This is a genomic window from Acidobacteriota bacterium (assembly GCA_038040445.1).
Taxonomy (GTDB): Bacteria; Acidobacteriota; Blastocatellia; order UBA7656; family UBA7656; genus Onstottus_A; species Onstottus_A frigus.
Genome location: JBBPIG010000002.1, coordinates 87,759 through 112,253, shown reverse-complemented (window position 1 = coordinate 112,253; position 24,495 = coordinate 87,759). Strand labels below are relative to the sequence as shown.

The window sequence follows — 24,495 nt, the reverse complement described above, 5'->3', positions numbered from 1 at the left end:
AAAGACTCGCAAAGGACGCTAAGCGGGGGCAAGCCACCCTTCCCGACCTTGATCCTGAGTAAGGTTCTGTTGTTAGCCGAACCAGCGAGCTGTGTTGAGTAAATACGGTGAGGAATGGCAGATACTGGTCTATTACGGGCGACATCTTCGGGACGGCGGCGGAGAGGCCGATTAACGGCGACGCGAGCTGTCGTCGTAGCGCTCGCCGTTGTCGCCTTGTTGAGCGGGTTCTACTTCGCTCGCAAGAGCGGCGCTGATCCGAATGTTTACGGGAACGACTTTAGCGTCTACTATCACGCCGCGCGCGAGGTGATCGCCGGCCGCGACCCATACCAGCACTCGCTGGGTGACTGGACGCCTTACATTTATCCGCCGCTTCTTGCAGAGCTAACCGCTCCGTTCGCTCTTTTGCCTTTGCCGGTGGCCGCTTACTTTTGGTTTCTGATCAATGTTGGGTCGGTTGCTGCCGCCGCCTGGATGTCAGCTAATCTTGCGAGTGACGGCAAAAAACGCGACTCTGCAGCACTGAAGCAATCCGTCGACGAGTCGTTTGCGTGGCGAGCGGTAATTGCGGCGAGCGCGGTGGTGATCGTTTTCCGCTTCGTGCTCGACAGTTTGAGTTTGGGACAGGTTAATCCGCTGGTTGCAGCGCTCTCGGTTGCTCACGTGTACCTTTACGCGCGTGACCGAAAGGCACTATCGGCGGTCGCGTTGGTCTTTGCTGTTTCGATCAAGCTGACCCCGGCAGTGCTGCTCGTGTATCACATCGCCAAGCTCAGATTGAAATTCGCGGCAGCCTGCGCCGCGCTTCTGGTTGCAGTCACAGCCTTGAGCTTCTTGCCGTTTGGCGCGCACAGCACTGATGCTTTTCGAGTGTTCGTGAACCGGACCGTGAAGAACGAACAGGGCTACGACTTTGCGTACGCAGGCAATCAATCATTGCGCGGTGCGGTCGCAAGGCTCACGGCGCACGCGAATGAAGCCGCCCAGCCCAACAACGAAGGGTCATCTCGCCGGCCGGGGGACGCAACGACGTTGCTAATCTCGATTGCGCTGCTCGCCTTGGCAAGCTTCGCAGCGGTCCGCGCTCGAAGCGACCTGGCCGCCGCGGCGCCGTTCTTTTGTTGCATTGTGTTGCTCTCGCCGCTTAGTTGGAAAGCACACTACGTCATTCTGATCTTGCCAGTGACGTTACTGTTCGTGCGGGCGAGAGCGTCGGCTAAGGCGCCGAGGTGCTTGATAGCTGCGGCGTTGCTCGCTGCATTTGGCCTCTTCAATCTTACAAGTCCGCGGGTGATCGGTCTTGCGGCAGCCGAATGGGCAGACGCCCACTCGTTAGTTTTCGCGGGCGCGCTATTGATCTTCATAGCCTGCGTCGCAAGCGCTGGTAAGCAGGTGCGCTCCCAGGACTCGCAGGACTCGAAGTTTGGCAAGCAACCTCGCGTTTGCTAATCTGAACCATCGAGATCAGCGGAGACTACATGAGCACGAAAAAGCGCACCGAAGGAAAGGCCGAAACGAGCTCGGGTATTGAGATGAAAACCGTCTTCCGGCCCGAGGACGCGCCGGTAGACTACGAGCGCGATTTAAACGATCCCGGCGAGTTCCCGTATGCGCGCGGACCTTACGAGACGATGTATCGCGGCAAGCTGTGGACCATGCGGCAGTACGCGGGATATGCATCGGCGGCTGATTCGAATGCTCGATATCGATACCTTCTTGAGCAAGGGCAGACCGGGTTGTCGGTCGCGTTCGATCTACCAACGCAAATGGGTTACGACTCGGACCATCCGATGGCGCGCGGGGAAGTCGGCAGGGTCGGCGTCGCGATCGACACAATCGAAGATATGGAAATGCTGTTCGATCAGATTCCGCTCGACAAAGTCTCCACGTCGATGACTATCAACTCGACCGCCGCGATACTGCTCGCGATGTACATCGCTGTTGCCAACAAGCAAGGCGTCTCGCCCGACAAAATTTCGGGGACGATTCAAAACGACATTCTGAAGGAGTACATCGCGCGAGGCACTTACATCTATCCTCCTCGCGAAAGTCTTCGGATCGTGACCGACATTTTTGCTTACTGCGCCCGCGAAGTGCCGCGTTGGAACACGATCTCGATTTCGGGTTATCACATTCGCGAAGCCGGTTCCACGGCCGCCCAGGAAGTGGCCTTTACGTTGGCGGATGCAATCGCTTATGTGCAGGCTGCGGTGGACAGCGGTCTGGACGTCGACCAGTTCGCGCCGCGCATGGCGTTCTTCTTCAACTCACACAATCAGTTTCTGGAAGAGGTGGCAAAGTTCAGGGCGGCTCGCAGGTTGTGGGCGCGAATAATGCGCGAGCGCTTCAACGCCCGCGATCCACGATCTCAGATGCTTCGCTTCCACGCGCAGACCGCCGGCTCATCGCTGACTGCTCAGCAGCCGGAGGTGAACATCGTCCGCACGACGATTCAAGCGCTGGCGGCGGTGCTGGGCGGAGCGCAATCGCTTCACACGAATTCGATGGACGAAGCGTTGGGGCTTCCAACCGAGCACGCCGCGCGCATCGCGCTTCGAACGCAGCAGGTGATCGGTTATGAATCGGGTGTGCCCGACACGGCCGATCCGCTCGGCGGGGCGTACGCAATCGAACACCTGACCAATGAGATCGAGCGATTGGCTTCCGACTACATTCAGAAGATCGACGATATCGGCGGGATGCTGCGAGCAATAGAGAAGGGGTTTGTTCAGCGCGAAATCGAGCACGCGGCGTACGAGTATCAGCGCAGAGTTGAATCGGGGGAACAGACGATCGTCGGCGTGAATAGATTCACGTCAGACGAGTCGGCTACGGTGCCGTTGCTAAGGATTGATCCGGAACTCGAGCGGCAGCAGATCGAGCGGCTCAATCGCGTGCGTGCGCGCCGAGATGGAGACGCGGTGAGTGCGGCGCTCGATGAAGTGGAGCAAGCCGCTCGCTCTGATGAGAACTTGATGCCTCGCATCATTCGAACCGTTGAAGCTTCCGCAACGCTTGGCGAGATATCCGACCGGTTGCGCGCGGTGTTTGGAGAGTACACCGGCGCGAGCTATGAATAATCCGAATCTCTCTACTTTCAGGACCAACGGCACGATCGCCGGTCAAACCTGTTGAAAGCGCCTCAGTAGGCCGAAGTGATGACTGACAACATTCTTGAAGTCAAAAACCTCAGCACTCACTTCTTAACCCGGGCCGGCACTATCAAAGCCGCGGATGACCTGAGCTTCGCTATCAAGCCCGGGTCGACGCTCGCGCTTGTCGGAGAATCCGGCAGCGGCAAGTCGGTCACCAGCCTCTCCATCATGCGATTGGTTCCGTCGCCAGGAAAAATCATGGCGGGCGAGATCATATTCAATGGCCGCGACCTCATGAAGCTCGACAATGAGCAGATGCGGCGGCTGCGCGGTCGAGAGATCGCTATGATCTTTCAGGACCCGATGACTTCGCTCAATCCTGTCTATACGGTCGGAGACCAAATCGCCGAAGCAATCGAGCTTCACGAGGGTCTTCAGCCCCGGCAAGCTTGGAAGAAAGCTGTTGAGATGATGACCCGTGTGAAGATCACGGATGCCGGGCGGCGCGCGAAGGATTACCCGCACCAACTGTCGGGAGGCATGCGCCAGCGGGTGATGATCGCTATGGCATTGTCATGCAAACCCAGGCTGCTTATCGCCGACGAGCCGACCACCGCGCTTGACGTGACGATTCAGGCCGAGATTCTCGAGTTGCTTCGAAACTTGAGAGCGGATTTCGCTCTGTCGATGCTGCTGATCACCCATGATCTCGGCGTCGTCGCGGAGACCGCGGACCGCGTAGCCGTGATGTATGCGGGGCGCATCGTCGAAGAAGCTTCGGTCCGCGAGATCTTTCATAACCCGCGGCATCCTTACACTGAAGGGCTGTTGCGTTCGGTGCCGCGTCTTACGGAAGAAGGGTTGAAATTGCGCCGGCTTCAGACGATCGAAGGCGCCGTGCCAAATCTGTTGCATTTGCCTGAGGGTTGCAAGTTCGCGCCGAGGTGCGCGTATGTGATCGATCAATGCAAGAAGGGCGAGGTCCCACTGATTGCGGTGAGCGACGAGCATCGCGCGCGATGTATTCGATATGATCAGGTCGGCGATGAACCAGCAAAGACTCATTCTGAGCGCTCAAGCAACGCGCAAACAAAAACGGGCGTTGGCATGTCGTAAAACGGCCACTTCTGACTCGCGGCAACTTGAATTGAACAGATGACCGTTGAACCAAATTTAGTCGAAGTACGGAACCTCACGAAACATTTTCCAGTGGGCAGTGGACTCCTCGGCATCGGGCGCGACGCTGTGAGAGCCGTCGACGACGTCAGCTTCAGCATCCGTCGAGGTGAAACGTTTGGCCTGGTGGGTGAATCGGGCTGTGGCAAATCAACCACGGGACGCTGCATCCTCAGACTGATCGAGCCTACATCCGGCGGCGTGAGCTTCGACGGCCAGGACTTGCTCGCGCTGAGTTCTAACGATCTGCGCCGGCTGCGGCGAGATATTCAGATTATCTTTCAAGACCCGTACTCATCGCTCAACCCACGAATGACGGTGGGCCGGATCGTCGGGGAACCGCTTACCATTCATCGTATCGGCGATCGAGGCGGGCGGCGGGATCGCGTAGCGGAATTGCTCCGGCTGGTCGGACTCGAACCCGAGCACGCGGATCGCTATCCGCACGAATTCTCAGGCGGCCAGCGGCAGCGGATCGGCATCGCCCGAGCGCTGGCGCTCAATCCCAGATTCATCGTTTGCGACGAGCCAGTGTCGGCGCTCGACGTATCAGTTCAGGCGCAGGTGGTGAACCTGCTTCAAGATCTGCAAGAGCAGCTCGGTCTGACGTATTTGTTCATCTCGCACGGGCTGTCGGTGGTCGAGCATATCTCCACTCGGGTCGGCATCATGTATCTCGGCAAACTGGTTGAGATAGCTTCCAGTGAAGAGATATTTCACAATCCGCTTCATCCGTACACGCGCGCCCTGCTGTCTGCCATACCGATTCCCGATCCGGAGATTCGACGTGAACGGCTGCGGTTGACGGGAGACATCCCCACGGCAATCGAGCCTCCGTCCGGTTGCCGCTTCCGCACGCGCTGCCCGATCGCCGAGCCTCGGTGCGCAGACTCAGAGCCTCAACTGATCGAAGTGAGTTCGGGTCATTTTGTTGCGTGCATGGTGGTTGCGCCATCTGAGAAAACCTAGTAGGCTCACGAGGAATTTTGGACTTTAGATTTTCGATTTTGGATTGATGAGTGATGACTGCAATCCAAAATCCACAATCTAAAATCCAAAATCTCACACTGCCCTCAGGAGATAAACGAAAATGAGTCAGCCCGAAGATCAGATCCCTGCAACCCCGCCGTATGGCGCGCCTCACCAGCAAGACCAAACACCCGTTGATGAACCTGCGCGGCTTGGACCCCTGGCCAGGCTCACCGGCGTGTTGCTGTCGCCCGGCGAGACGTTTGCGGATGTGAATCGAAAACCAACCTGGATTGCTCCGATGATCATCGGCATCGCGACGGTTCTTGCTTCAACGTTCTTCTTTCAATGGCGAGTGCATCCCGATTGGGATTCGATCATGCGCAACCAGATGAAGAAGCAAATGGAGAAGAGCAACCAATCGCTCACCGAAGAGCAGATGCAGCAGCGCGTCGACTTCGGGAAGAGTATCGCGAAGTTCTCTCCAATCATCGCGGCGGTCTTCACGCCGATCATCTATGTGATACTCGCCGGCATCTTCGCGCTTGGCCTGATGTTCATCCAAGCTAAGACAACATTCAAGAAGATTCTATCAGTAGTCGCGTGGAGCTCCGCCGCAACCGGGATTGTCGCGACCGTTGTGACCATGGCTTCGCTCATGGTGCGCGACGAGGAGGGCCTTCGAAGCATCGACCCAACCCAGTCGAGCGGTATAGTGCCGTCGAATTTGGCGGCGTTTCTTTCGTCCGAGACGTCGGCTGTGATCAAGTCCGTAGCCGGCTCGATTGACATCTTTTCTATCTGGTTCTTGATATTGTTAACGATTGGCTTTGCAGCGATCGCCGGATCACGCAAGATCACAACCGGAAAGACGGCCACGGTGGTCTTCGGCTTCTGGGCAGTGTATGTTCTGGTCAAAGTCGGTTGGGCCGCGGTGTTCGGAGGCTAACGTAACGACTGGACGCCTGATAGTGTCCTAAACTTGTGTTGGTCGACTAGAACACTACCAAGCTAGCGCGTATTTGGACTGCGGTGGCGTCTGTGCATTCCACCGCTTTTGGTTCTCCCGACGAAGCCACAGAAAGCCAACGCACAAAAGCCGCCGCAGTCCAAATATTCCGTCGCCCGTCATCGGTCTTGCGCCAGGGCACTTGCGAATATCAACACAAGATTAGGACACTACCCGACGCCTAGCACTCACCGTCGGTGGCCTGTCGCGCAACGTTGGGTGCAGGGCTCGATATTAATCCGCTCATGCATCTTAGTTGGAGCGCCGCCGCGTCCTTGCAATCTCATCAACCGCCACTCGTGATCCCGGGGTAACGAAACTGGTTTTCTTGAGGGAGGCCCGGCCGACTGCCGGACGACTTGCTCTGCGGCACAATGATTGCTCCAACCAGGACGTGAAAAAAACGGCAGCCAATGACATCACAAAGACAAAGCCGCGAACCGGCGTCGATATGGTCGACCTCATGGAGGAGATGCTGTTTCAGCGTGCAGCCAGCGGGTTAAGGCCGGTGCTGTATGTCTCATCCTACACTGATCTTGAATGCAGCATGCTTATGTTGCTCGACGACATGGGCGAGGTTCAGTGGTCAGGTTCGAACCAGCCCGTTGCAAAACAAGCCGGCTATTACATGGTCACAAACTAGACGCCGGTGCGACAATATGCCTCAGTGCGGTGTATCGCCTTAGGACGTCTATTCTCAGATCTGTACACGCTGACGGGTACTACGAAGAGTCTATTCGTACCTTAGTGCCTCGATTGGATCCAGGCGAGCGGCTTTCATGGCGGGCCACATCCCAAAGATCAAGCCCACGGAACAGGATACAACAAACCCAAGCACGACTGCCCACAAAGGAATCACCGAAGGAAGCGTCGGGGCCAGTTGTCTGAGCGCCAGGCTGATCACCCAACCGGCAAAGATGCCGATCACCCCGCCCACGGCAGTTAATGTTATAGCCTCAGTCAGGAACTGCCAGATGATATCGCTCTTTCTGGCCCCGATCGCCCGGCGTACGCCGATTTCCTTGGTCCGTTCGGTAACCGAGACAAGCATAATATTCATCACGCCGATTCCGCCTACCAGCAAGCCAGCCGCCGATAGCGGAAAGACGATGACGCTGGCGACTGAAGCGAACTGCGAGATCACTTCGAAAATTGAGCCGGGTGTGCTGATGCCGAAGTCGTTCGGTTTGTCGTTGGGCACGCCGCGACGGCGCCGCATCAGCTCGGTTATTTCATCGATGAGCCTGCCAAACCGATCGGGCCTGGCTTTCACGTTGATGGTGATGTCATCGATCTCCGGGTGATCGCGCTTGAGCGTCTCGAACGGCAATATCAGTTGCCGGTCTTCGACGGGGTCGCCGCCGAACAGTCCGCCTGGCGCCTTTTCCATCACGCCAATCACGTGATAAATCTTTCCGTCCACTTCGACTTCCCGGTCGAGCGGGTCGAGCGCGCCGAAGAGGGTCTCAGCGATCGCCGACCCGAGGATAGCGACCTGTGACCGATGGTCCTGCTCGGCCGGGGTGAAGAATCGGCCGCTCCTGATGTACACGTTGCGAACCACGTCGTAGTTAGGCCACACGCCGAAGATCAGCGGCCGGTTCGCTTCGATGCCTTTGTGTTTTACGACGGGCTGCGTGCCGCCGGGTCCGAAAGACCCTACAATCATCGTGGGGCTTACGCTCTCTGCCGAGGGAAGCTCGGCAACCGCTCGCGCGTCGTCGATGGTCAGGTTCTTACGCGAGCGCTCGGATTGCGAAGGACGGCTGAACCGAATCCCGATGTTGTCCCATTTGGTGACGAACACGATGTCAGGGCCGAAACGTTTCGTTTGTTCCAGCACAAACTCGCTGAGTCCCGTCAGGAACGACGAGATGGCGATAACGGTCATCGTGCCGCCGATCACGCCGAGCATTGTCAGAGCGGAACGCACCTTGTGCGTCCGCAGCGTGTCGAGCGCCATCAAAACGTTTTCGCCGATCTCTTGAATATGCATAGCAGTAGTGCGTGATTGTTGATTCGTGATGCGTGATGCGTGATGCGTGACCGGAGGTCAGAGTTCAACCACTCAGTCACGCATCACGCGTTACGAATCACGCATCGCTGCTCACGAATCACGGTTCACTTATCATTACGTTCCTTCCTAATCTGCTCGCAACGCGGTGATCGGATCGAGCCGCGCGGCGCGGTTCGCAGGGTAGAGCCCGAAGAATACTCCGACGAGCGTTGATACCGAAATCGCGATGACCGGAGCCCAAAGCGGGATGGCCACAGGCACCGGCACGAATTGCTTCAGGATGGCCATGCTGACGACTGCGAGCAGCAGACCGATCAGACCTCCGATTCCTGACATCATCGCCGACTCGACGAGAAACTGCATGAGTATGTCTCGCCGAGTCGCTCCGAGGGACTTACGAATCCCGATTTCGCGCGTGCGTTCGGTCACGCTGGCGAGCATTATATTCATAATCACGATGCCGCCGATCACCAGCGAGATTCCGACCACCGGAAAAGCCACGGCGGCGACCACGCTGACGATAGATCCGAGCAATTGCTCGGTGGCTTCATCGGTGGCAATCGAAAAATCATCCGGCTTGCTGTAGTCGAGCTTGTGACGGGTGCGCATCATTACTCGCACCTGATCCTGAACCTTCTCGGGAGGGACATCCGGGCGCCCGCGGATGATGATTCGAAAAGTGGGCGAGCTTCGCTTGCCGAATGCCTTGAAGAAAGTCAGCAGCGGAAGCTGAACAAAATTGTCCTGAGATTGCCCGAGCACGGAGCCTAGCTTCTTAGCCACTCCTATAACCGTATACAAATCCGGGCCGATCTTTATGTCTTTGCCGATCGGATCGATTTGCGGGAACAAGCCCTCTGCCACCTCAGAGCCCAGGAACGCAACATCCTTGCGGCTTTCGTTGTCGAAATCGTTTATGTACCGGCCCTGCGCTATTTCAGTGCTTGAAAGCAGCAAGGTATTCGGGGTGACACCTTGAACGCCTACGCCGTCCAGGGTGACGTTCCCGTATTTGACGGGCTTCGAGCCGCCATCCTGCGCGCCGATTTGCTCGGCGAGGGTAACCGATTCGCGCAACGCCGCAAGGTCGTCGATTGTCAGGTCGGGGTTGCGGCGAAAGGCGTCGAGGAATTTCTGAAAATCGCCGAAGCTGGTGACGCTGGCTTTCTGCAAGCTGAACACACCCGCGCCGAGCGTCGCAATCTTCTCTTTGATATAAACGTTCGCGCCTTCGATGACAGTGGCGACAGCGGTGACCACTGCCACGCCGATGATGACACCCAGCAGAGTGAGGAACGACCTCAGCTTGTGGGCCATTATCGAAGAGAGGGCAATGGCGGCGGCTTCAATAAACTTGTTCATAGAATGCGATGCGTGAAGCCCGTGCGATTCCCGATTATAGCAACTGGTCAGGGTTTGCATAATGCCCGTCCGGAGAGTTACCCGATCAAATCGGAGCGACCGAGCTTGTGACTGATGCTTGTTATGCCTAATGGCCCGGAATATAATGACAGCGTCTCTTCGACAAAGGATTGAACTATGAAAGTCTTTCTCAGCTATGCCAAGTCAGACGAGAAGTTGGCAAGAAGGATAGGAGATGGCCTTAGTCAGGCTGGTTTGACCGTTTGGGACTATAGACGTGACGTATTGCCGGGTGACCTTTGGTCGGAGAAGGCAACCCAGGCACTCCGAGGATCTGATGCGATGGTTGTCCTGCTGACCCCGGACGGTGTCCTCTCCGAACAGGTCCGCTGGGAGATTGAATACGCTCTAGGCAGCCAGGCGTTCAAGAACCGTCTGATCCCAGTCATCGTCGGTTCACCGGATAAGATCCAAAGAAACAGCGTTCCTTGGATCCTCTGGAGACTGCAGACTATCAGCGTCCCGGAGCATGGGAACCAGAGGAAGGCAATCCAACAAATCGCCCAAAGACTCGCACAAGCTGCGTGAAGCGTGCGCGACAACCGATTCGACCCACAACAGGTACATGTGACGCCGGTCCCATCTTTTTGTGCATTGGCCGGTTAAGCTCAAGAGAGAGCGATTCTTTGGGAGGAGACTATGCCCCAAAGAGAAGTCTTCCTTTCTCACTCGAGCCAGGACCGCAAGTTTGCTACTGAACTGGCCGAAGTGTTGCGGCGCCATGGTATCCCCGTGTGGTACAGCAAGACTCATATTCGTGGAGCGCGGCAATGGCACGACGCAATTGGCCGCGCACTGGCAAGATGTACGTGGTTTGTCATCATCCTCTCGCCAGGCGCCGTTGATTCGATGTGGGTGAAGAACGAATTGCTCTTTGCCCTAAACCAGCGTCGCTACAGAGACAAGATCGCCCCGGTGCTTTACAAGAAGTGCAAGTACGAGAAACTTTCCTGGACACTGTCCAGTTTCCAGATAGTGGACTTTACAGAGTCGATCGAGGAGGGCTATCGCGAGCTTCTGAAGGTCTGGGAAGTTGACTTGATACGCCAAAGCAAAAGAAGAGTCGGGCTGCGCGTACGAGAAAGCCTAGGCGAAAATCAGGCTAGGCTTCTTCTCGCAACAGCAGAGCTAAGGATCGAGTGACCTTTACCTTCGCTCGTCCAGATTGATGCGGCCGTCGAGGATGTGGAGCACTCGATGAGCGTGCTCGGCGATGTCGTGTTCGTGGGTGACCAGGATGATGGTATTGCCCTGGAGATGAAGCTCATCGAAAAAGCGCATGATCTCGTGCGATGTTTGCGAGTCGAGGTTTCCGGTCGGCTCGTCGGCCAGCAGGATCGACGGATTGTTCACCAACGCGCGCGCGATCGCTACGCGCTGGCGCTGACCGCCCGACAGCTCGTTAGGCTTGTGATTCATCCGGTCGGTGAGGTCGACACGTTGAAGAGCCAACTTAGCCATCTCGATTCGCTGGCTTCGCGGCGTGCCGTTGTAGATCAGCGGTAGCTCGACGTTATGCAGGGCGGTCGCGCGCGGCAGCAGATTGAAAGTCTGAAATACGAATCCGATCTCTTTGTTCCTGATGTGAGCGAGCTCGTCGTCATCCATCTCGGATACTAGCTTGGTGTTGAGAAAGTATTGCCCCGAAGTCGGCGTGTCGAGGCAGCCGATCAGATTCATCAGAGTCGACTTGCCTGATCCGGACGGGCCCATGATCGCAAGATACTCGCCGCGCTGCACGTCGAACGAAACGCCGCGCAGCGCATGCACTTCCTCAGCTCCCATCTGATAGGTCTTCCAAAGATCGTCCGTGCGGATCACGCTGTCGGTTCCCGCAGCCGCGCCCAGATAGGCCAATTCCTTGTCGAGCACTGCTTCTTCGATCATCATATCGTCGCCTCTGGTTGTTTCTGAATGGTCCCCCATCCCTCCTGCTATTTCTTCTCTTCAACCTTAACTGGTCCAGCTTCTCGTTTGACCTGATCGCCGTCTTTCAGCGTGCGCAGCGTCTTGTAAGGACCAATGATTATCTCGTCGCCCTCGTTCAGCCCGCTCTTGATTTCGATCTCCTGGTCGCCCTTTATACCCGTGGTGATCGGGGTGAAGTGGCCTCGTCCGTCTTTGCTGAATACGAACACGCCCTCAACCTCTTTCTTCTTCGATGAGCCGGTCGCGGGCTGTTCCGCGGGCTGCTGGTCCTTTGGCGCCTCGCGGGGAACTATCGCTTGCAGCGGCGCGGTCAGCACCTCGACAACGGTCGCCGTGGTGATGACCGCGGTCGACGACATGCCCGGCCTGAGTTTTTCACGAACCGGTTCAGTAGGGTTGAGCTTGATCTTAACGACGAAGTCTTTGGCTTCTTGAGTGTTCGCTGACTGCGCAATTGTTTGACCGGATCGCGTGATGGCGGAAGCACCCTTCTCAATCACTTCGCCGTCGATCTCGAAGTCGCCCAGAGCATCAACCTTCACTTTGGCTTTCTGACCTACCTGCACATCGGCGATATCGGTTTCATCGACTTTGACCTCGGTATTGATCTGCGACATATCCGCAACGGTCATCAGCGGTGTAGTCGAAAAACTCGCCAGTGCATACTCGCCGACTTTGACGGGCAAACTCGAGACTACCCCGTCGATTGGCGAGAATCGTGTCGACTTCTTGAGCTGGTCGGCCTGGCGCGCGAGATCCGCCTGACCCTGTTTGACGCGCGCTTCGCTTGAGTGGAAAGACGCTTTCGAGCGTTCAACTCCAAGCTCTGCATCGTGCAGCAGCACCTTCAGTTGAGTTATGCGGGACTGCTGGGAATTGACCACGGCTCGGGCCTGATCGTAGCGCGACTTGGCCGAATCGAATTGAGACTTGGTGGCTACACCGTTCTCGACCAATTGCTGATAGCGATTGTACTCGCTTTCTGCGTTAATGAAGTCGGCCTTGGTGCGCTCGAGGTCGGCCTCGGCCCCCACAAGATTGGCCTTCGCCTGATTGATATTGTTCTGGGCCTGCTGCACCGCAACCTGTTGATTGGCGGCGTCGGCCTGCGCTACGCGAACCGAGGCCTCGCCTGCGGTTACCGCGAAGCTTGATTGAGTCGGGTCTACGCGAACCAGCGGCTGACCCTTCTTAACCGGATCCCCTTCGCTGACAAAAATCTGTTCGACACGGCCGGGAACTTCCGCAGTCAGGTTATACAGGTGTACCGGACGGATGTCGCCGGACGCAGTCACCTTCGATTCAAGCCGCGATTTGCGCTCGACCTTTCCTACCTGTACGGGTTCACCTTCCTTTTTCTGGACGGCTTTTGAGAGGATGACGATTGTGATCAGGCCGATGACTGCCGCCGTTATTATTACAGTCTTCTTCTTACGTGTAGTCTTGAACTGCATGGATAAAGATTGTCCTCCGAATGTTTTAAGCGAACATGCAACCGCCTCGTAGTACGCCCTTGTTCTTCTAGAGGTTTCAATAAATCTAAGCGCTTGCTACGACGATTACCTCAGTCCCTCGCTCGCTGTTTCTGCTCCTCTGCTCGATCGATTTGCCGCCGCATTGCCTCACATTGTGCAAACGAACCGCCAACTCGGTTTATTAACATGGTCCTTAAAGCATGATGATAGCGAGTGCGAGGAAACCATGTCAAAGAAATACGTTTCAGCGCATCGAGCGGAGTGCAGCCGGGGAGTGGGATGGCGCTCGTGCAACCGAATGATCGGCGAAGACGCCGGAACAATGCCGTGAATGACGCTTAGTAGACGTGGCATCGAGGGCATGCGTTAGATTCTCGCGCACCATGGTGGGCCGCTTCCGCTGGACCCATAGCGGCTGGCTGAGTCCGGCGACGCTTTCGAAGGCTGGGTTGCCCGGTGATGACCTTGTCTATCCACAGGAAGCCGCTATGCGGCCTGGCCTGTGCTCCCGTGCTCGGCTGTCGGTAGGAAGCCGCGATGCAGCCACCGCGAAACTCTGATGCGCACTGTCGGGGCATTTGCTGATTCAAACTAACGGAACCTTGTGTTATCCTAGTATCCCCCTTCCTTATGAACGAAAAATCGGGACATCTAGAAGAAGCCTGCCCCAACTGCGGTGCAGTCGAAAGCGAGCCTGATTCCACCTTTTGCCAGACGTGCGGCTCGAAGCTCAGCTCTGCCCTGCTCCAGCCACCGGCACCCCCCAACGCGTGTGAGCCCGGCAAGATCATAGCGGGCCGCTTCATCGTTCAATCGCTGCTTTGGACCGCTCCGACATACAACGCTTACGAAGCATTGGTGCAGGGTTCTTCCTCGTTACGTCACACGATTATCGAGCAGAGGCTGAGCTTCGACGATCCGCTTGCCGGAGTGTCGCCGGTCACGCCTGAGGGCAGCGATCAAGGGAGAGTTTCCGGTTCTCTCGAAGAAGCCGCTCCCGCGTTCGAGCGATTTGGGCTGTTCAAGCCCATCGAGCACGCGATCGACGGCGACGACGTGTACATAGTGCTCGAACACATCCGTGGGCAGGCCGTCGCGCACTTCGATCAGACTGATGAGAAGGAAGCGCGCGCGATCGGTCTGCAGCTTTGCGTGCTTGCGGAGCAGTTCCACCGGCATGGATGGGTCTACAACGGATTCGAGCCCTACGGCATCGTGCTGGACCAGGAGAAACATGTGCGACTGATCGGCTTCGATCGTGCGCGGCAGGCAGGCACCGCGGTCCAGGACGCGCCGATTTATCCGAGTCGCGGGTTCACGGCGCCGGAGCTGTTCAGCCCCGACGCAGTCTACGACGTCAGGTCCGACGTTTATTCGATTGGCGCGATGTTGCACTTCTTGCTAGCGGGGGAAAGCGCAACCATGGGCGACACGTCGGGCCTTTATCCAATCGCTACAGTCTTCCCGAACTTCGAGCGGCTTCTGGCGCGCGCAATTGCGGAAGAGCCCGGCGACCGGTTTCAAAGCATAGCTGAGCTTCGCGAAGCGCTGACTGATTTGAATCTGCCGGTGTTGTTGCAATCTGGTCATTTCACCGATGTCGGTCTGATTCGGGAGTTGAATGAGGACAGCGTGCTGGCGCTAAACCTGACGCAGTATTACGAATCGGTCCAGACGCAAATAGGGCTCTACATCGTGTCGGACGGGATGGGCGGCGAGGCTGCCGGCGAAGTAGCCTCACGAGTCACAGTGCGCGCGGTCGCCGAATGGATGACCGAAAAGTTGATCTCGGCTTCGCTCAAGTCGACCCACGATGAGAAGATTGCCGCGCCCACTCAGACTGGAGGCTTGCGGCTGGCGGTTGCTAACGGTCACGAGATGGCTACCACTGAGATGTTGAAGCAAGCCGTGATCGCTGCGAACCGCGAGGTGATGGCTTACGCGGCTGCCAATCCACAGGAGCGCGGATTGGGCGCCACGGTGACAGTGGCAATGGTGGTTGGAGAAGTGCTGACCATTGCTCACGTCGGGGACAGCCGCTGCTACTTGCTGTCGGGCGACCGGCTCGAACAACTTTCGGAAGATCACTCGCTTGTTCAGAAGATGGTCAACACGGGCAATCTCTCGCGGACCGAAGCGCGCAGTCATCCTTATCGCAATGTGATCTACCGCTCGATCGGCGCCGACGAGCAGATCGAGATAGACATCGTGCGTCGAAAGCTCATCAGCGGCGACATGCTGATGCTGTGTAGCGACGGGTTGAACGGGATGCTTGGCGACGATCAGATTCGCGACATCCTCTTAGTGAACCCCGATCCGAATGCCGCAGCAAAAGAGTTGGTCGTAGCCGCCAACGCCGCCGGTGGCGAAGACAACACTTCAGTACTGGTCGTGCGGATTAGTTGATACCCCCCCCCAACATAGGGCCCCAACTTAAGCTAAACAGTTTCAAGGCCAAATCCTTTGCGCCTAAGTTGTCCGGCGAGCGAGCGAAAGAAACATAAGCCTCGAGTAGCGATCGAACTGATCGCGGTGGTCGCTGATCAAACTCGCCCGCGCGACGGCGCGAAACGCTAAGCCAGTCCGCTTGATGCCGCGTGATTCATTGCGAGTCCGCTCCGGCCATGCATGCTCGAGCAAGCTTCTTACCTTCGGGAAATCCTCATCAACTATCGCGCCGGGCGTAGCAGCACGCAGAGTCGCGACCGCCGCCCGGAAGTTCATATCCGATCTGACCGACAGCGGCGAAACCAATCCGGAATAGTCGAACGCATCGGACTTGATTCGGAAACTCTGATCCAAAGAAGCGGTGTAAACGTCGAGCAACGTTTCTTCTGAACGATACTCGGACGTATCAAGCACGCTGGCCGGCTGAGCGCTCCTTCGGCCGATGCCCTCCGTATAGTCCACACGCTTGTTGCGCAGCTCGCCCAGCACCAGCAGTTTTATTTCGGCTTTGTTCACGGTCATCTCCGCGCCGGAGTGAAAGACCCGAATCTGGTCGTCAGTCAAAGTGAGGCGGCGCGCGCGGAGAAGTTCGCGGTCAAGCTGCATTTCTTCATCGGCAACCACAACGGCTCTCAATCCGCATGTGCGAACCAGCGCGACGATCATCTCGGCTTCAGCGCGAGTGCGGCTCCGCGCGAGCGGAACGGGCTTTTCCGCGCCGATCAACGCCTCGGCTTCCGCCAGCTCGAGCTGCAGCGCGGAGGCAAACGCCACAACAACGCTTTCATTGGAGCGCGCGGGGGAGCGTGCGGGGAAGGGCTCGAGTATTGTGTTGAACGCGTGATCGGCGGGATCGATGTTCCGCTGAGGCGGCGCGGACTGGATGCTTGCGAACGGCAATGACTCGCCGCAGTAGATACATTCGCCGCGAGCGGCAGGCGTTCGCCGCTGACAGCGCGGGCAGTTAGTCACGTCTTGGCTCAAGGGTTTCTCACTCTCGGGGCTGAGTGGTTGTGAGGGCTCGGCGGGAATTATACACGAGGGAACAGGTTGATCGGGAGCCGGAATTGAAAATTGACAATTGCAAATTGAAAATTTTCAATTTTCAATTCTCCAGCCCCTAGACTCCTTCACCCTGACCGCTGAACACCCGCCATGCTACATTCATCCTTATGAAGCTTCGCGATGCCCTAACTCGAAAGAAAATCATTATCGCTTCTTCGGTCCTCGTAGTTGGTCTGGTAGTCGCCGGTTTCTTCGCTTTGCGCCGCCCGCCCCGAGTCGCGATGGATCGCTATGTGCCGAAGGACGTTCTGGCGTATGTCGAGATCAACAATCTTGCAGATCTGATCGATGGTCTGACAAGCACGAAGGCCTGGCGCGAACTGGCGCCGGTGCTCGGGCTTTCCAGTCAGCTTCGACAGGTTGGCTTCGCGGCAGACTTGATTGGCCGCTCCGGTCTCGGTCCCGACGAAGCCGTGGTTGCCGGCCGCGCTCAATACGCCATCGCGATCACCGGCATTGAGTCCAAAGCGGGAGAGACTGAAGAGGGCGCCTACCTTCATCTGAAGCCCGATTTTGCGCTGATAATCGAGACTCATTCGAACCCCGAGACTGCGTCCCGGCTTGTGGGTGAGCGAGCCTCGCTGATTGCACAGCGTATCTACGGAGAATCCGTTGTTGAGCTCTCGGATGACTATCGCGGTTCGCGTTTGCTGGTTTTCCATGGCCCGGACGCTACGCGGCAGTTGGTAGTTTCATCCACGGGAAGCGTCATAATCGTAGCCAATCAAGCGAACGCGATGAAGTTGTGCCTCGACGCGATCGCTGGGCGCGCCGCTGCTCTCGCCGAAGATTCGACGCTTAAGCGGATGCGCCCGGAGGTTGGACGCGACCCGTCGGCCTTCGCGTATGTGACGCCGAGCGGGATCGAGAAGCTTGTGGAGTTGTGGCCGGTGTTGATCGCCGGTCGCGGACCTGTGCCTGAGGGCATCAGCTTGTTTGCCGATCTTATCGAGCATATCTCGAAGCAAGCCGGAGCCGGGGTGCTTTATTCTTCTGAGTTCGGAGAAGGCGGGGTCACCGAAACATATCTTACGGTTCTGCGTCCGCAGATCGCGGAAGCGTTGAGTCAATCCTTGAAGTCGGCTTCGCAAGCGGGCTTTGCGTCGCTGGGAATGATCCCCCGGACCATCGAGAGCCTGGTGCTCCTGAATGTGGAAGGAGCCGGTGAGCTGCCCGAGCGCGTTCTTAAACAGCTCTCGCCAAATATCGATGTAGTAGCGGGTGTTGCGCTTCGAGAGTTCGTCATAAGCTTTCGCGAACCATACGGGCTTGCGCCGTCGGATTCGGTCGGCGATGCGCTGGGTAGCGAAATCGCGGTGGTCAGTTTCGGCGACAGCCAACCGAGCCAACCGAGCCAACCGAGAATGATGCTTCTTCGTGTGAATGACCGGTCTCGAATCGCGCCGATCGTAAACAGGTATTTGGCTCGCAAAGCGGCCAGGATTACGGCCGAACAAGACACCGGCATCGAAGTCCTGGTTTCGTCGAACGAGGACCGGCGCGCGGCGGCTTTTGTTGGAGACTTTCTCGTACTCGGGACCCGCGATCAGATTGGGACGATCATCGCCACGCAAGCGAACCGTGACGGCATCGACGGTGATGAGCGGCTCAAACAAGGTCTCTCGACTCGTCCGGCTGAAGCTTCGATAGTCTCTTATCGTCCTCGAGTTGAAGATGCCGGAAAGCTATTGCTTGGGATCTCGAAGTTGATGCGTGTCAGCGACGGCTCACAAGAGTTACTGGATCGAGATGAGGCGCGAAAAGCGATCGATCGTCTGCCGCCCTCAATAAGCTTTACAGAGTTTCGCAGCTACGGCGTCTACACTCAGACTCATTCAGCGGTAGGGAATTTCAGCTCGATAGCTTCGCTCATTGGGAGCGGAGAGTGACCGGGGGAGCGAGCGACGCGCAATGAAAAATAGAAAATGGAAAATGGAAAATTGGAACGGCTAGATTTTCCATTTTCCATTTGTCATTTATCATTGCGGTCCTTCATCCATTTACTCCGTCACCGCGGGTTGAGCCCAGCACGGCGGCGGGAGTCTTTCTTCTTCGGCGGCGAAGGATGCGAGAGCGGCGGCGTTCGCGAACTTCGATGCGATCGCGCACCTTGCCGTAGAACTTGGTGAAGTAGTCGTACATCGACCACAACGCAAAGAACACTACGAGCCACAGCATCGCGCGGCCCGCGCCGTAGCAGAGTATGCGGAACTCATCGAGCGACATCGCTCCGTTGCTCGCGATTGTCGCGAGCGTGCGGCCCATCTCTCCGAACGAAGCGAAGGGGACTTCGGAGTTGACCCCGTTCGGCGGCTGAAGCCCTGAGGGTCCGCCAGGCGAGCTTCCCAGAATCAACAGCGTCACCGAGATCACCTGGGTCAGCATCTTGAACTTGGCCTTCTTTGATGCGCTGATGGTGAAGCCTTCGGCGGCGGCGATCGACCGCAATCCCGACACGGCAAACTCGCGGCCGATGATGATCACGATCGCCCAGGCAGGCGCGAGCCGGTTCTCGACCAACGACACCAGCGCGGCAGAGATGAGCAACTTGTCGGCGATCGGATCCAGCAGGATACCCAGTGTAGACACCTGTCCGCGCTTTCTCGCGATGTAGCCGTCTGCCCAGTCCGTGATTGAAGCGCCTACGAACAAAGCAAGCCCGAACAGTTGTTGAGGTATGCCCAGCCAGTCGCTTGGGAATTTCGTCAGCAGGACGACGACCAGCAATGGGACGACGAATATTCTGGACAGCGTTAGCGCGTTCGGAAGGTTCAAGTTCCAGTTTCCTGAATTAGTCTCTTGGGCACAAACGTTAAAGCCAAGACGAGGGCGATTAGTCGAAGCGGCACATCCTTGCTTCTTACCTGCTTGACTATATTTTTACCCTGCTTCATTGTCAATCCGCGTCTACAGATAAATTCGAATACGGATGAACAAGCGGGTGAAATCCGGTGGGCAACTTTTTTTATAGCTTTGTTCATCCGCGTTCCGATTTGCCGCATCTAACTCAACCGGCAAACGACTTCGGATGTGCGCTCTCATTCACAAGATGAAACTTACTCGCGGCCGGGCGCTCATCGCAGCGGCGTTGGGCGCTTCGTTGCTGATTGCCGTCATCCTTATTTATATCGTCCGGCTCAACCGGAGCCTCGCCGGTGAGCGAGAACGCCAGACGGCGGCAACGCGCGTCGAAGTCGAAGAGCACTCGTTGCGCGCGCCTTTGACTGACGGTCTGACTTTGTATCTGAACGCCTCCGATGTGCGAGCCGTCGCAAGCTTCAAGGGGGTCCGTTACCTGGCGACGTCCGGCGGGCTGATCGCTCTCGATGAGGGTGGCAATGTTAAGCGGCGATTTACCACGCTCGATGGATTGCCTGACAACGACCTGACCGCGTTGGCTGTTTTTCGCGAGCGGCTGTTTGCCGGCACCGCGAGTGCCGGGCTTGTGGCGTTTGATGGGAACGGGTTTACCGGTTACCGCTTCGCGAGGCCCAAGGCGACGCGCGTCAGCGTTCTGGTTCCAACCGAGAGCGAACTCCTGATTGGCACCCTCGATGGAGGGCTATTCGAATACGACGGCCAGCAGTTCTCGCGCCGATTCAACTCGGCTACAGGAGCCGATTTCAGCCGAGTGACTGCGCTGCTGCCGTTCGAGTCACGGCTGTACATCGGGACTCAAGACAGCGGGTTGTACGTCTGGCGCGAGGCCCATATCGAACACCTCACTACGAATGAAGGGCTGCCCTCTCCGCACGTGACGGCGATGAGCGTGCTGCCGGCGAGTTCGTCCGATAAAGGATCGGTCGCGATTGCGACCGACTTCGCAGTTGTCGCGCTCAATGAAGCAAATGAGATCAAGCCGATCTCGAATCGCCCGAACATCACCTCGCTTGCGGTCAGCGGTGAGCATTTGTGGGCTGGCCTGTTTGGCGGCGGCATCGTCGATCTGAATGCCAACGTGGGGAGTAGGCGAGGCCGCGCTAATGAAAGCAGATCGAGTCTGTCTGAAGCCGCGGGCATACCGGCTTCCGCGCCGGCGATAGTTTGCGCGAGTGACGGCAAACTGTGGGCGTTGACTTCCGAGGGAGCGTTCGTGCGCGATGAGCGAGGCAGCAGCCCCGCGTTTGAATCCCTGGCTGCACCGCTTGTAGGCGATCGAGTCTTGAGCTCAGGTCACATAACCGCGCTCGCGTCTGACGGAGCGGGCAGGTTGTGGGTTGGGTACTTCGATCGCGGAATCGATTTGATCTCGGCGGAAACAAGCGAACGGCTCTCCCACATCGAAGACGATCGCGTGCGCGAGATCAATCACCTCGCTTTTGACAACCGCGAGGACCGAATGTTGGCCGCGACGTCGCGGGGGCTGGTGGTGTTCGGCGGCGCTTTGAAACAAACGGTGATGACCCGCGAGCAAAGCGGCTTGATAAACGATTCGGTTGCGCACGTCACCCTTGCTGATATCGATTCGCGGTTGTTGGCTACGACCGGCGGACGGGCTTTGGAGAACCTGCGGGGTATCCAGGGCCGGGCGGTGGTGCTTGCGACGGCGGGAGGGCTGACCGAAGTCATCGGCGGCCGGACTCGCTCGATCACCGCGTTTCACGGGCTTGCGAGCAATCATCTCTATACGTCGGCCGCGGTAGGCTCTCGCCTATTCGCCGGGAGCCTGGCTGGTCTCGCCGAGATCGAGGGCTTGAGAGTCTTACGCACCTACAAGACTTCGAATTCGCGCTTATCGCATGATTGGGTGACCGCGCTTGCGGAAGCGGATGGCACGCTTTATGTGGGCACCAACGGCGGCGGCGTAGACGCCCTGCTTCCTACCGGCGAGTGGATGACCTTCGGCGATGAGATTGGGAAGGTCGAGGTCAATCAGAACGCGATGCATTACGATGGAGAGCGGCTTTATGTTGGGACTAGCGACCGGGGGCTTTTAGTCTATAATACGCGCGATCGAAAATGGTCTCGGATCAGCGCTGGACTGGCGTCTCAGAACGTCACGGCGATAACGAGTGATGATCGGTTTGTTTATGTGGGCACATTCAACGGGTTGGTACGAATTGAAAAAAGAGTCGTCCAATGAAGCAAGAATAGACCACGGATCACGCGGATTAGACCGATGTACACGGATCATCCGTGAAAATCCGCCCAACCCGCGCGATACGTGGTCTATTCTGGAACGAACGTCGGCGAAGATCCTGATAGCGGTCGCCTTCCTGATGTTCGCGCCAGCAGTCGCTCGTGCTCAGTCGGGCGTGCTCATCCCCTCGAGCACCGAGAAACCCGATCCATCGGTGCTCTCGCTTGACGAAATGAGCGTGAATGTTCTGATCGACAATCAGTATGCTCGCGTTCGAGTGACTCAGATCTTCGGCAATCGCACCGATCGCGTTCAAGAAGGCCGCTATGTTTTCTTGATCCCGACTACCGCGTCGATCTCGGACTTCGCGGTGTGGGATGGAGACGTGCGAATCCCTGGAGTCATTCTCGAAAAGCGCCGCGCCGAAGAGATCTACACAGACCTCGCGCTGCAATCGATCGACCCCGGTTTGTTGAAGCAGGAAGGCGAAGACACCGCAAGCACGGCATTCACCGTTCAGGTCGCGCCCATACCCGCCTACGGCACCAAACGGCTAGAGCTCGAGTACACCGAATTGCTGCCGGTCGACAATCTTGAATCTTACTTCTCGTTTCCGTTAAAGCCGAGCGAGTACGGCGCTCAGTCGGTCGGTCATCTCGAGATCCGTTTGCAACTCACTTCGCGTGTTCCGATGAGCGACCTGAGCATCAAGGGCAAAGCTTATCCGCTGAACTTCATCGACAACTCGGCGCAATATAAGTCGGCGACCTTCGCGGCCAACGACTTTCAACTGACCGAAGACTTTGCTTTCAGCTACGGCTTGAACGTCCGAGGCACGGCGTTCGAGTTCCTGGCATACCGGGCGCCCGAACGCATCACCGCCGACGAGCTCCGCGATCCGCGATTGGCCGAGCGCGAGCCTGACGGCTACTTCGAAGCCGCCGCCGTCTTCAACCAGGGCGGCCGCTCTCCCGGAGCTTCTTCGCCGCCGCCTGCTCGATCGATTCTAGTGATGCTCGACACGTCGCTGTCGATGCAGTTTGAAAAACTCGACCGCGCTTACGAAGCGGCCGAAGGCCTGCTGCGCTCGCTCACGCCACAAGACACGTTCAACGTGATGCTGTTCAACGACGACGTCGCGGTCTTTAGCAACAACGCCGTAGACGCGCGTTCGGATCAAGTCGAACGCGCGCTCGCTTTCATCAAGGCGAGCTACCTGTCGGGCGGCACCGATGTAGGCTTGGCTCTGGATCGCGCGGCCAGCTTGGCGAAGGCCATGCCTTCAAGAAAAGAGCGTTCGATCGTGATGATCACCGACGGGAACTCGACGCTGGCGACCACGCGCACGAAGGCGATAGTCGATCGATTTCAAAAGGCGAACGACTCCGGTCCGCAAGCTCGGTTGTACGTGTTCGGCATTGGCTCTGACACAAACCTCAGATTGTTGGGTGAGCTGGCGCGCGCGTCTCGCGGCTACTTCGATTGGAGTCGCGAGACTGATGATCTCTCGTTCAAGCTGAAGTCATTCGTGAGCAAAGTCGGCCGCGACCCGATCGATTCATTGAAGCTGCAAAACGCCGACGCCTCGAACTTCTACCAGGTCTATCCCGATTATGAAGCGACGGCTTATGACGGAGCGAGGTTGTCGTTCGTCGGCCGCTACAAACGCCCGGGGCCGGCTTCGCTCACGTTGACCGGGAATGAAGCCGGCAAACCGGTTCGGCTTACGCAAACTGTCGAGCTTCCCCAACGTGACGACGCGCACCCGCATGTTCCGCGAATGTGGGCGCGGGCTCGCGTCGATGCGCTGCTCCGGCAAATCGCGCTCGACGGCGAAACAAAAGAAGCGATCGACGAGATCATTGCGCTGTCGAAGAAGTACAAGTTCGTGACTCCGTACACCTCGTTTCTTGCGGCGCCGCGCTCGCTGCTTCGTCCGCGAGTGATCCGGCCGGGTGATCCTGTGCTGAAAGTGCGAGCCGATGAGTCGATCACCGAAGTCACCGCCGTCTTTCCATTCGGTCTGACTAAGCGAATGACCTACATCAAGAATGAAGACGTTTGGGAGACGCGGTTCATCGCTCCGCGCGAAATGGCTGATGGGGTTTATCACTGCCGGTTGGTGCTGGTTGATCGGCAGGGCAGGGCCTATCAGGAAGAGAAGAGCTTTGTGATAGACAGCCGGCCGCCTCGGCTTCAAGCGTCCCTGGGTCAAACGTCGAATCAAACTGTCGCCCATGCCGGCGAAGATTTGGTGGTCACGGTTCGAGCAGACAGCGACACTCGGGTGATCGCGGCGCGCATCTTCGGCTCGCTGCCGGCGCCGGTTGTGTGGGACGCGAAGGCAAAGGCCAACATCGGACACTTGAGGATACCGGCCGGCTTGCCGTCGGGGAGTTACACGATTCAGATCACGGCGGAGGACTTCGCTCATAATTCGAGCGTGGTGGAGTTGGTTGTTGAGGTTATTGGCGGTGCCTAAGCGGGTGACTGAGATGTTTGGCGATGGACTTGGAGCGCCTGCTCGCGGGTCACGCTCGGAAAGTTGTCGAGAAACTCATCGAGCGTGAGACCGGCTTCAAGATTAGTGATCAGAGCGTCGATGGGAACGCGAGTGCCAGTAAACACCGGAGTGCCGCTAACGATTTCAGGATCGACGGTTATTGGAAGGCTTTCGATTTCTTTTTCGTCAAGCACGAGTGTCATAGCTTTTAGTTCCTTTGGAGAGGAGTGTACAACACTCTGTACGCGAATTAAAAATACCTAAACGCTGGGGAGTTGAACGGTTGAGGTGTTAGGAGTTGAAC

At 57.4% G+C, this 24,495-nt stretch carries 19 protein-coding genes; 12 read left to right on the top strand and 7 right to left on the bottom strand.

Annotation, left to right across the window (positions count from 1 at the left end):
• Positions 1-114 precede the first annotated feature (114 nt).
• From AABO57_02580 to AABO57_02555, 6 genes are all read left to right on the top strand, one after another.
• A complete protein-coding gene (locus AABO57_02580; protein ID MEK6284605.1) occupies positions 115-1,452 on the top strand; it encodes a glycosyltransferase family 87 protein in 1,338 nt (445 codons plus the stop codon).
• Positions 1,453-1,481: 29 nt separating this feature from the next.
• Positions 1,482-3,083: a methylmalonyl-CoA mutase family protein gene (locus AABO57_02575; GenBank protein MEK6284604.1), complete on the top strand. Its 1,602-nt coding sequence runs from the start codon at positions 1,482-1,484 to the stop codon at positions 3,081-3,083.
• Positions 3,084-3,161: 78 nt separating this feature from the next.
• Positions 3,162-4,214, top strand: a complete 1,053-nt coding sequence (locus AABO57_02570; protein MEK6284603.1) for an ABC transporter ATP-binding protein — start codon at positions 3,162-3,164, stop codon at positions 4,212-4,214.
• Between the two features lie 39 nt (positions 4,215-4,253).
• The gene (locus AABO57_02565) at positions 4,254-5,243 is read left to right on the top strand and encodes a dipeptide ABC transporter ATP-binding protein (protein MEK6284602.1); all 990 of its coding nucleotides are present in this window, start codon (positions 4,254-4,256) and stop codon (positions 5,241-5,243) included.
• Between the two features lie 121 nt (positions 5,244-5,364).
• Positions 5,365-6,192, top strand: coding sequence for a Yip1 family protein (locus AABO57_02560; GenBank protein ID MEK6284601.1), 828 nt, complete (start codon positions 5,365-5,367; stop codon positions 6,190-6,192).
• Positions 6,193-6,646: 454 nt separating this feature from the next.
• A complete protein-coding gene (locus AABO57_02555) occupies positions 6,647-6,895 on the top strand; it encodes a hypothetical protein (protein MEK6284600.1) in 249 nt (82 codons plus the stop codon).
• Between the two features lie 90 nt (positions 6,896-6,985).
• Here AABO57_02555 and AABO57_02550 read toward each other — a convergent pair whose 3' ends face one another.
• Positions 6,986-8,248 carry an ABC transporter permease gene (locus AABO57_02550; protein MEK6284599.1) on the bottom strand — a complete coding sequence of 421 codons (1,263 nt, stop codon included), beginning with the start codon at positions 8,246-8,248 and terminating at the stop codon, positions 6,986-6,988.
• Between the two features lie 147 nt (positions 8,249-8,395).
• Positions 8,396-9,631, bottom strand: coding sequence for an ABC transporter permease (locus AABO57_02545; protein MEK6284598.1), 1,236 nt, complete (start codon positions 9,629-9,631; stop codon positions 8,396-8,398).
• A gap of 177 nt (positions 9,632-9,808) precedes the next feature.
• Between AABO57_02545 and AABO57_02540 the strand changes: the two genes are divergently transcribed.
• Positions 9,809-10,219, top strand: a complete 411-nt coding sequence (locus AABO57_02540) for a toll/interleukin-1 receptor domain-containing protein (protein MEK6284597.1) — start codon at positions 9,809-9,811, stop codon at positions 10,217-10,219.
• Positions 10,220-10,330: 111 nt separating this feature from the next.
• Positions 10,331-10,834 carry a toll/interleukin-1 receptor domain-containing protein gene (locus tag AABO57_02535; GenBank protein ID MEK6284596.1) on the top strand — a complete coding sequence of 168 codons (504 nt, stop codon included), beginning with the start codon at positions 10,331-10,333 and terminating at the stop codon, positions 10,832-10,834.
• A 3-nt stretch (positions 10,835-10,837) separates the two neighbouring features.
• Here the strand turns inward: AABO57_02535 and AABO57_02530 are convergent, their stop codons facing one another.
• Both AABO57_02530 and AABO57_02525 read right to left on the bottom strand, forming a co-directional pair.
• Positions 10,838-11,476, bottom strand: coding sequence for an ABC transporter ATP-binding protein (locus tag AABO57_02530; GenBank protein ID MEK6284595.1), 639 nt, complete (start codon positions 11,474-11,476; stop codon positions 10,838-10,840).
• Between the two features lie 149 nt (positions 11,477-11,625).
• Complete coding sequence (locus tag AABO57_02525) at positions 11,626-13,074, bottom strand: efflux RND transporter periplasmic adaptor subunit (GenBank protein MEK6284594.1); 1,449 nt, start codon at positions 13,072-13,074, stop codon at positions 11,626-11,628.
• A 651-nt stretch (positions 13,075-13,725) separates the two neighbouring features.
• Here AABO57_02525 and AABO57_02520 point away from each other — a divergent pair.
• Complete coding sequence (locus AABO57_02520) at positions 13,726-15,501, top strand: protein phosphatase 2C domain-containing protein (GenBank protein ID MEK6284593.1); 1,776 nt, start codon at positions 13,726-13,728, stop codon at positions 15,499-15,501.
• Positions 15,502-15,564: 63 nt separating this feature from the next.
• On the opposite strand, the gene AABO57_02515 is transcribed toward AABO57_02520, so the two are convergent.
• Positions 15,565-16,527 (bottom strand): hypothetical protein, encoded by a 963-nt coding sequence (locus AABO57_02515; protein ID MEK6284592.1) that lies wholly within the window; start codon positions 16,525-16,527, stop codon positions 15,565-15,567.
• 188 nt (positions 16,528-16,715) lie between these two features.
• Between AABO57_02515 and AABO57_02510 the strand changes: the two genes are divergently transcribed.
• Positions 16,716-18,497 (top strand): hypothetical protein, encoded by a 1,782-nt coding sequence (locus AABO57_02510; GenBank protein MEK6284591.1) that lies wholly within the window; start codon positions 16,716-16,718, stop codon positions 18,495-18,497.
• Positions 18,498-18,600: 103 nt separating this feature from the next.
• Here the strand turns inward: AABO57_02510 and pgsA are convergent, their stop codons facing one another.
• A complete protein-coding gene (pgsA, locus tag AABO57_02505; GenBank protein MEK6284590.1) occupies positions 18,601-19,383 on the bottom strand; it encodes a CDP-diacylglycerol--glycerol-3-phosphate 3-phosphatidyltransferase in 783 nt (260 codons plus the stop codon).
• A gap of 253 nt (positions 19,384-19,636) precedes the next feature.
• Between pgsA and AABO57_02500 the strand changes: the two genes are divergently transcribed.
• The gene (locus AABO57_02500) at positions 19,637-21,691 is read left to right on the top strand and encodes a hypothetical protein (protein MEK6284589.1); all 2,055 of its coding nucleotides are present in this window, start codon (positions 19,637-19,639) and stop codon (positions 21,689-21,691) included.
• Positions 21,624-24,170 carry a VIT domain-containing protein gene (locus tag AABO57_02495; GenBank protein MEK6284588.1) on the top strand — a complete coding sequence of 849 codons (2,547 nt, stop codon included), beginning with the start codon at positions 21,624-21,626 and terminating at the stop codon, positions 24,168-24,170. The genes AABO57_02500 and AABO57_02495 overlap by 68 nt, the downstream gene beginning before the upstream one ends.
• On the opposite strand, the gene AABO57_02490 is transcribed toward AABO57_02495, so the two are convergent.
• A complete protein-coding gene (locus AABO57_02490; protein ID MEK6284587.1) occupies positions 24,167-24,394 on the bottom strand; it encodes a DUF433 domain-containing protein in 228 nt (75 codons plus the stop codon). The two genes, AABO57_02495 and AABO57_02490, sit on opposite strands and share 4 nt — an antisense overlap.
• Between the last annotated feature and the right edge of the window lie 101 nt (positions 24,395-24,495).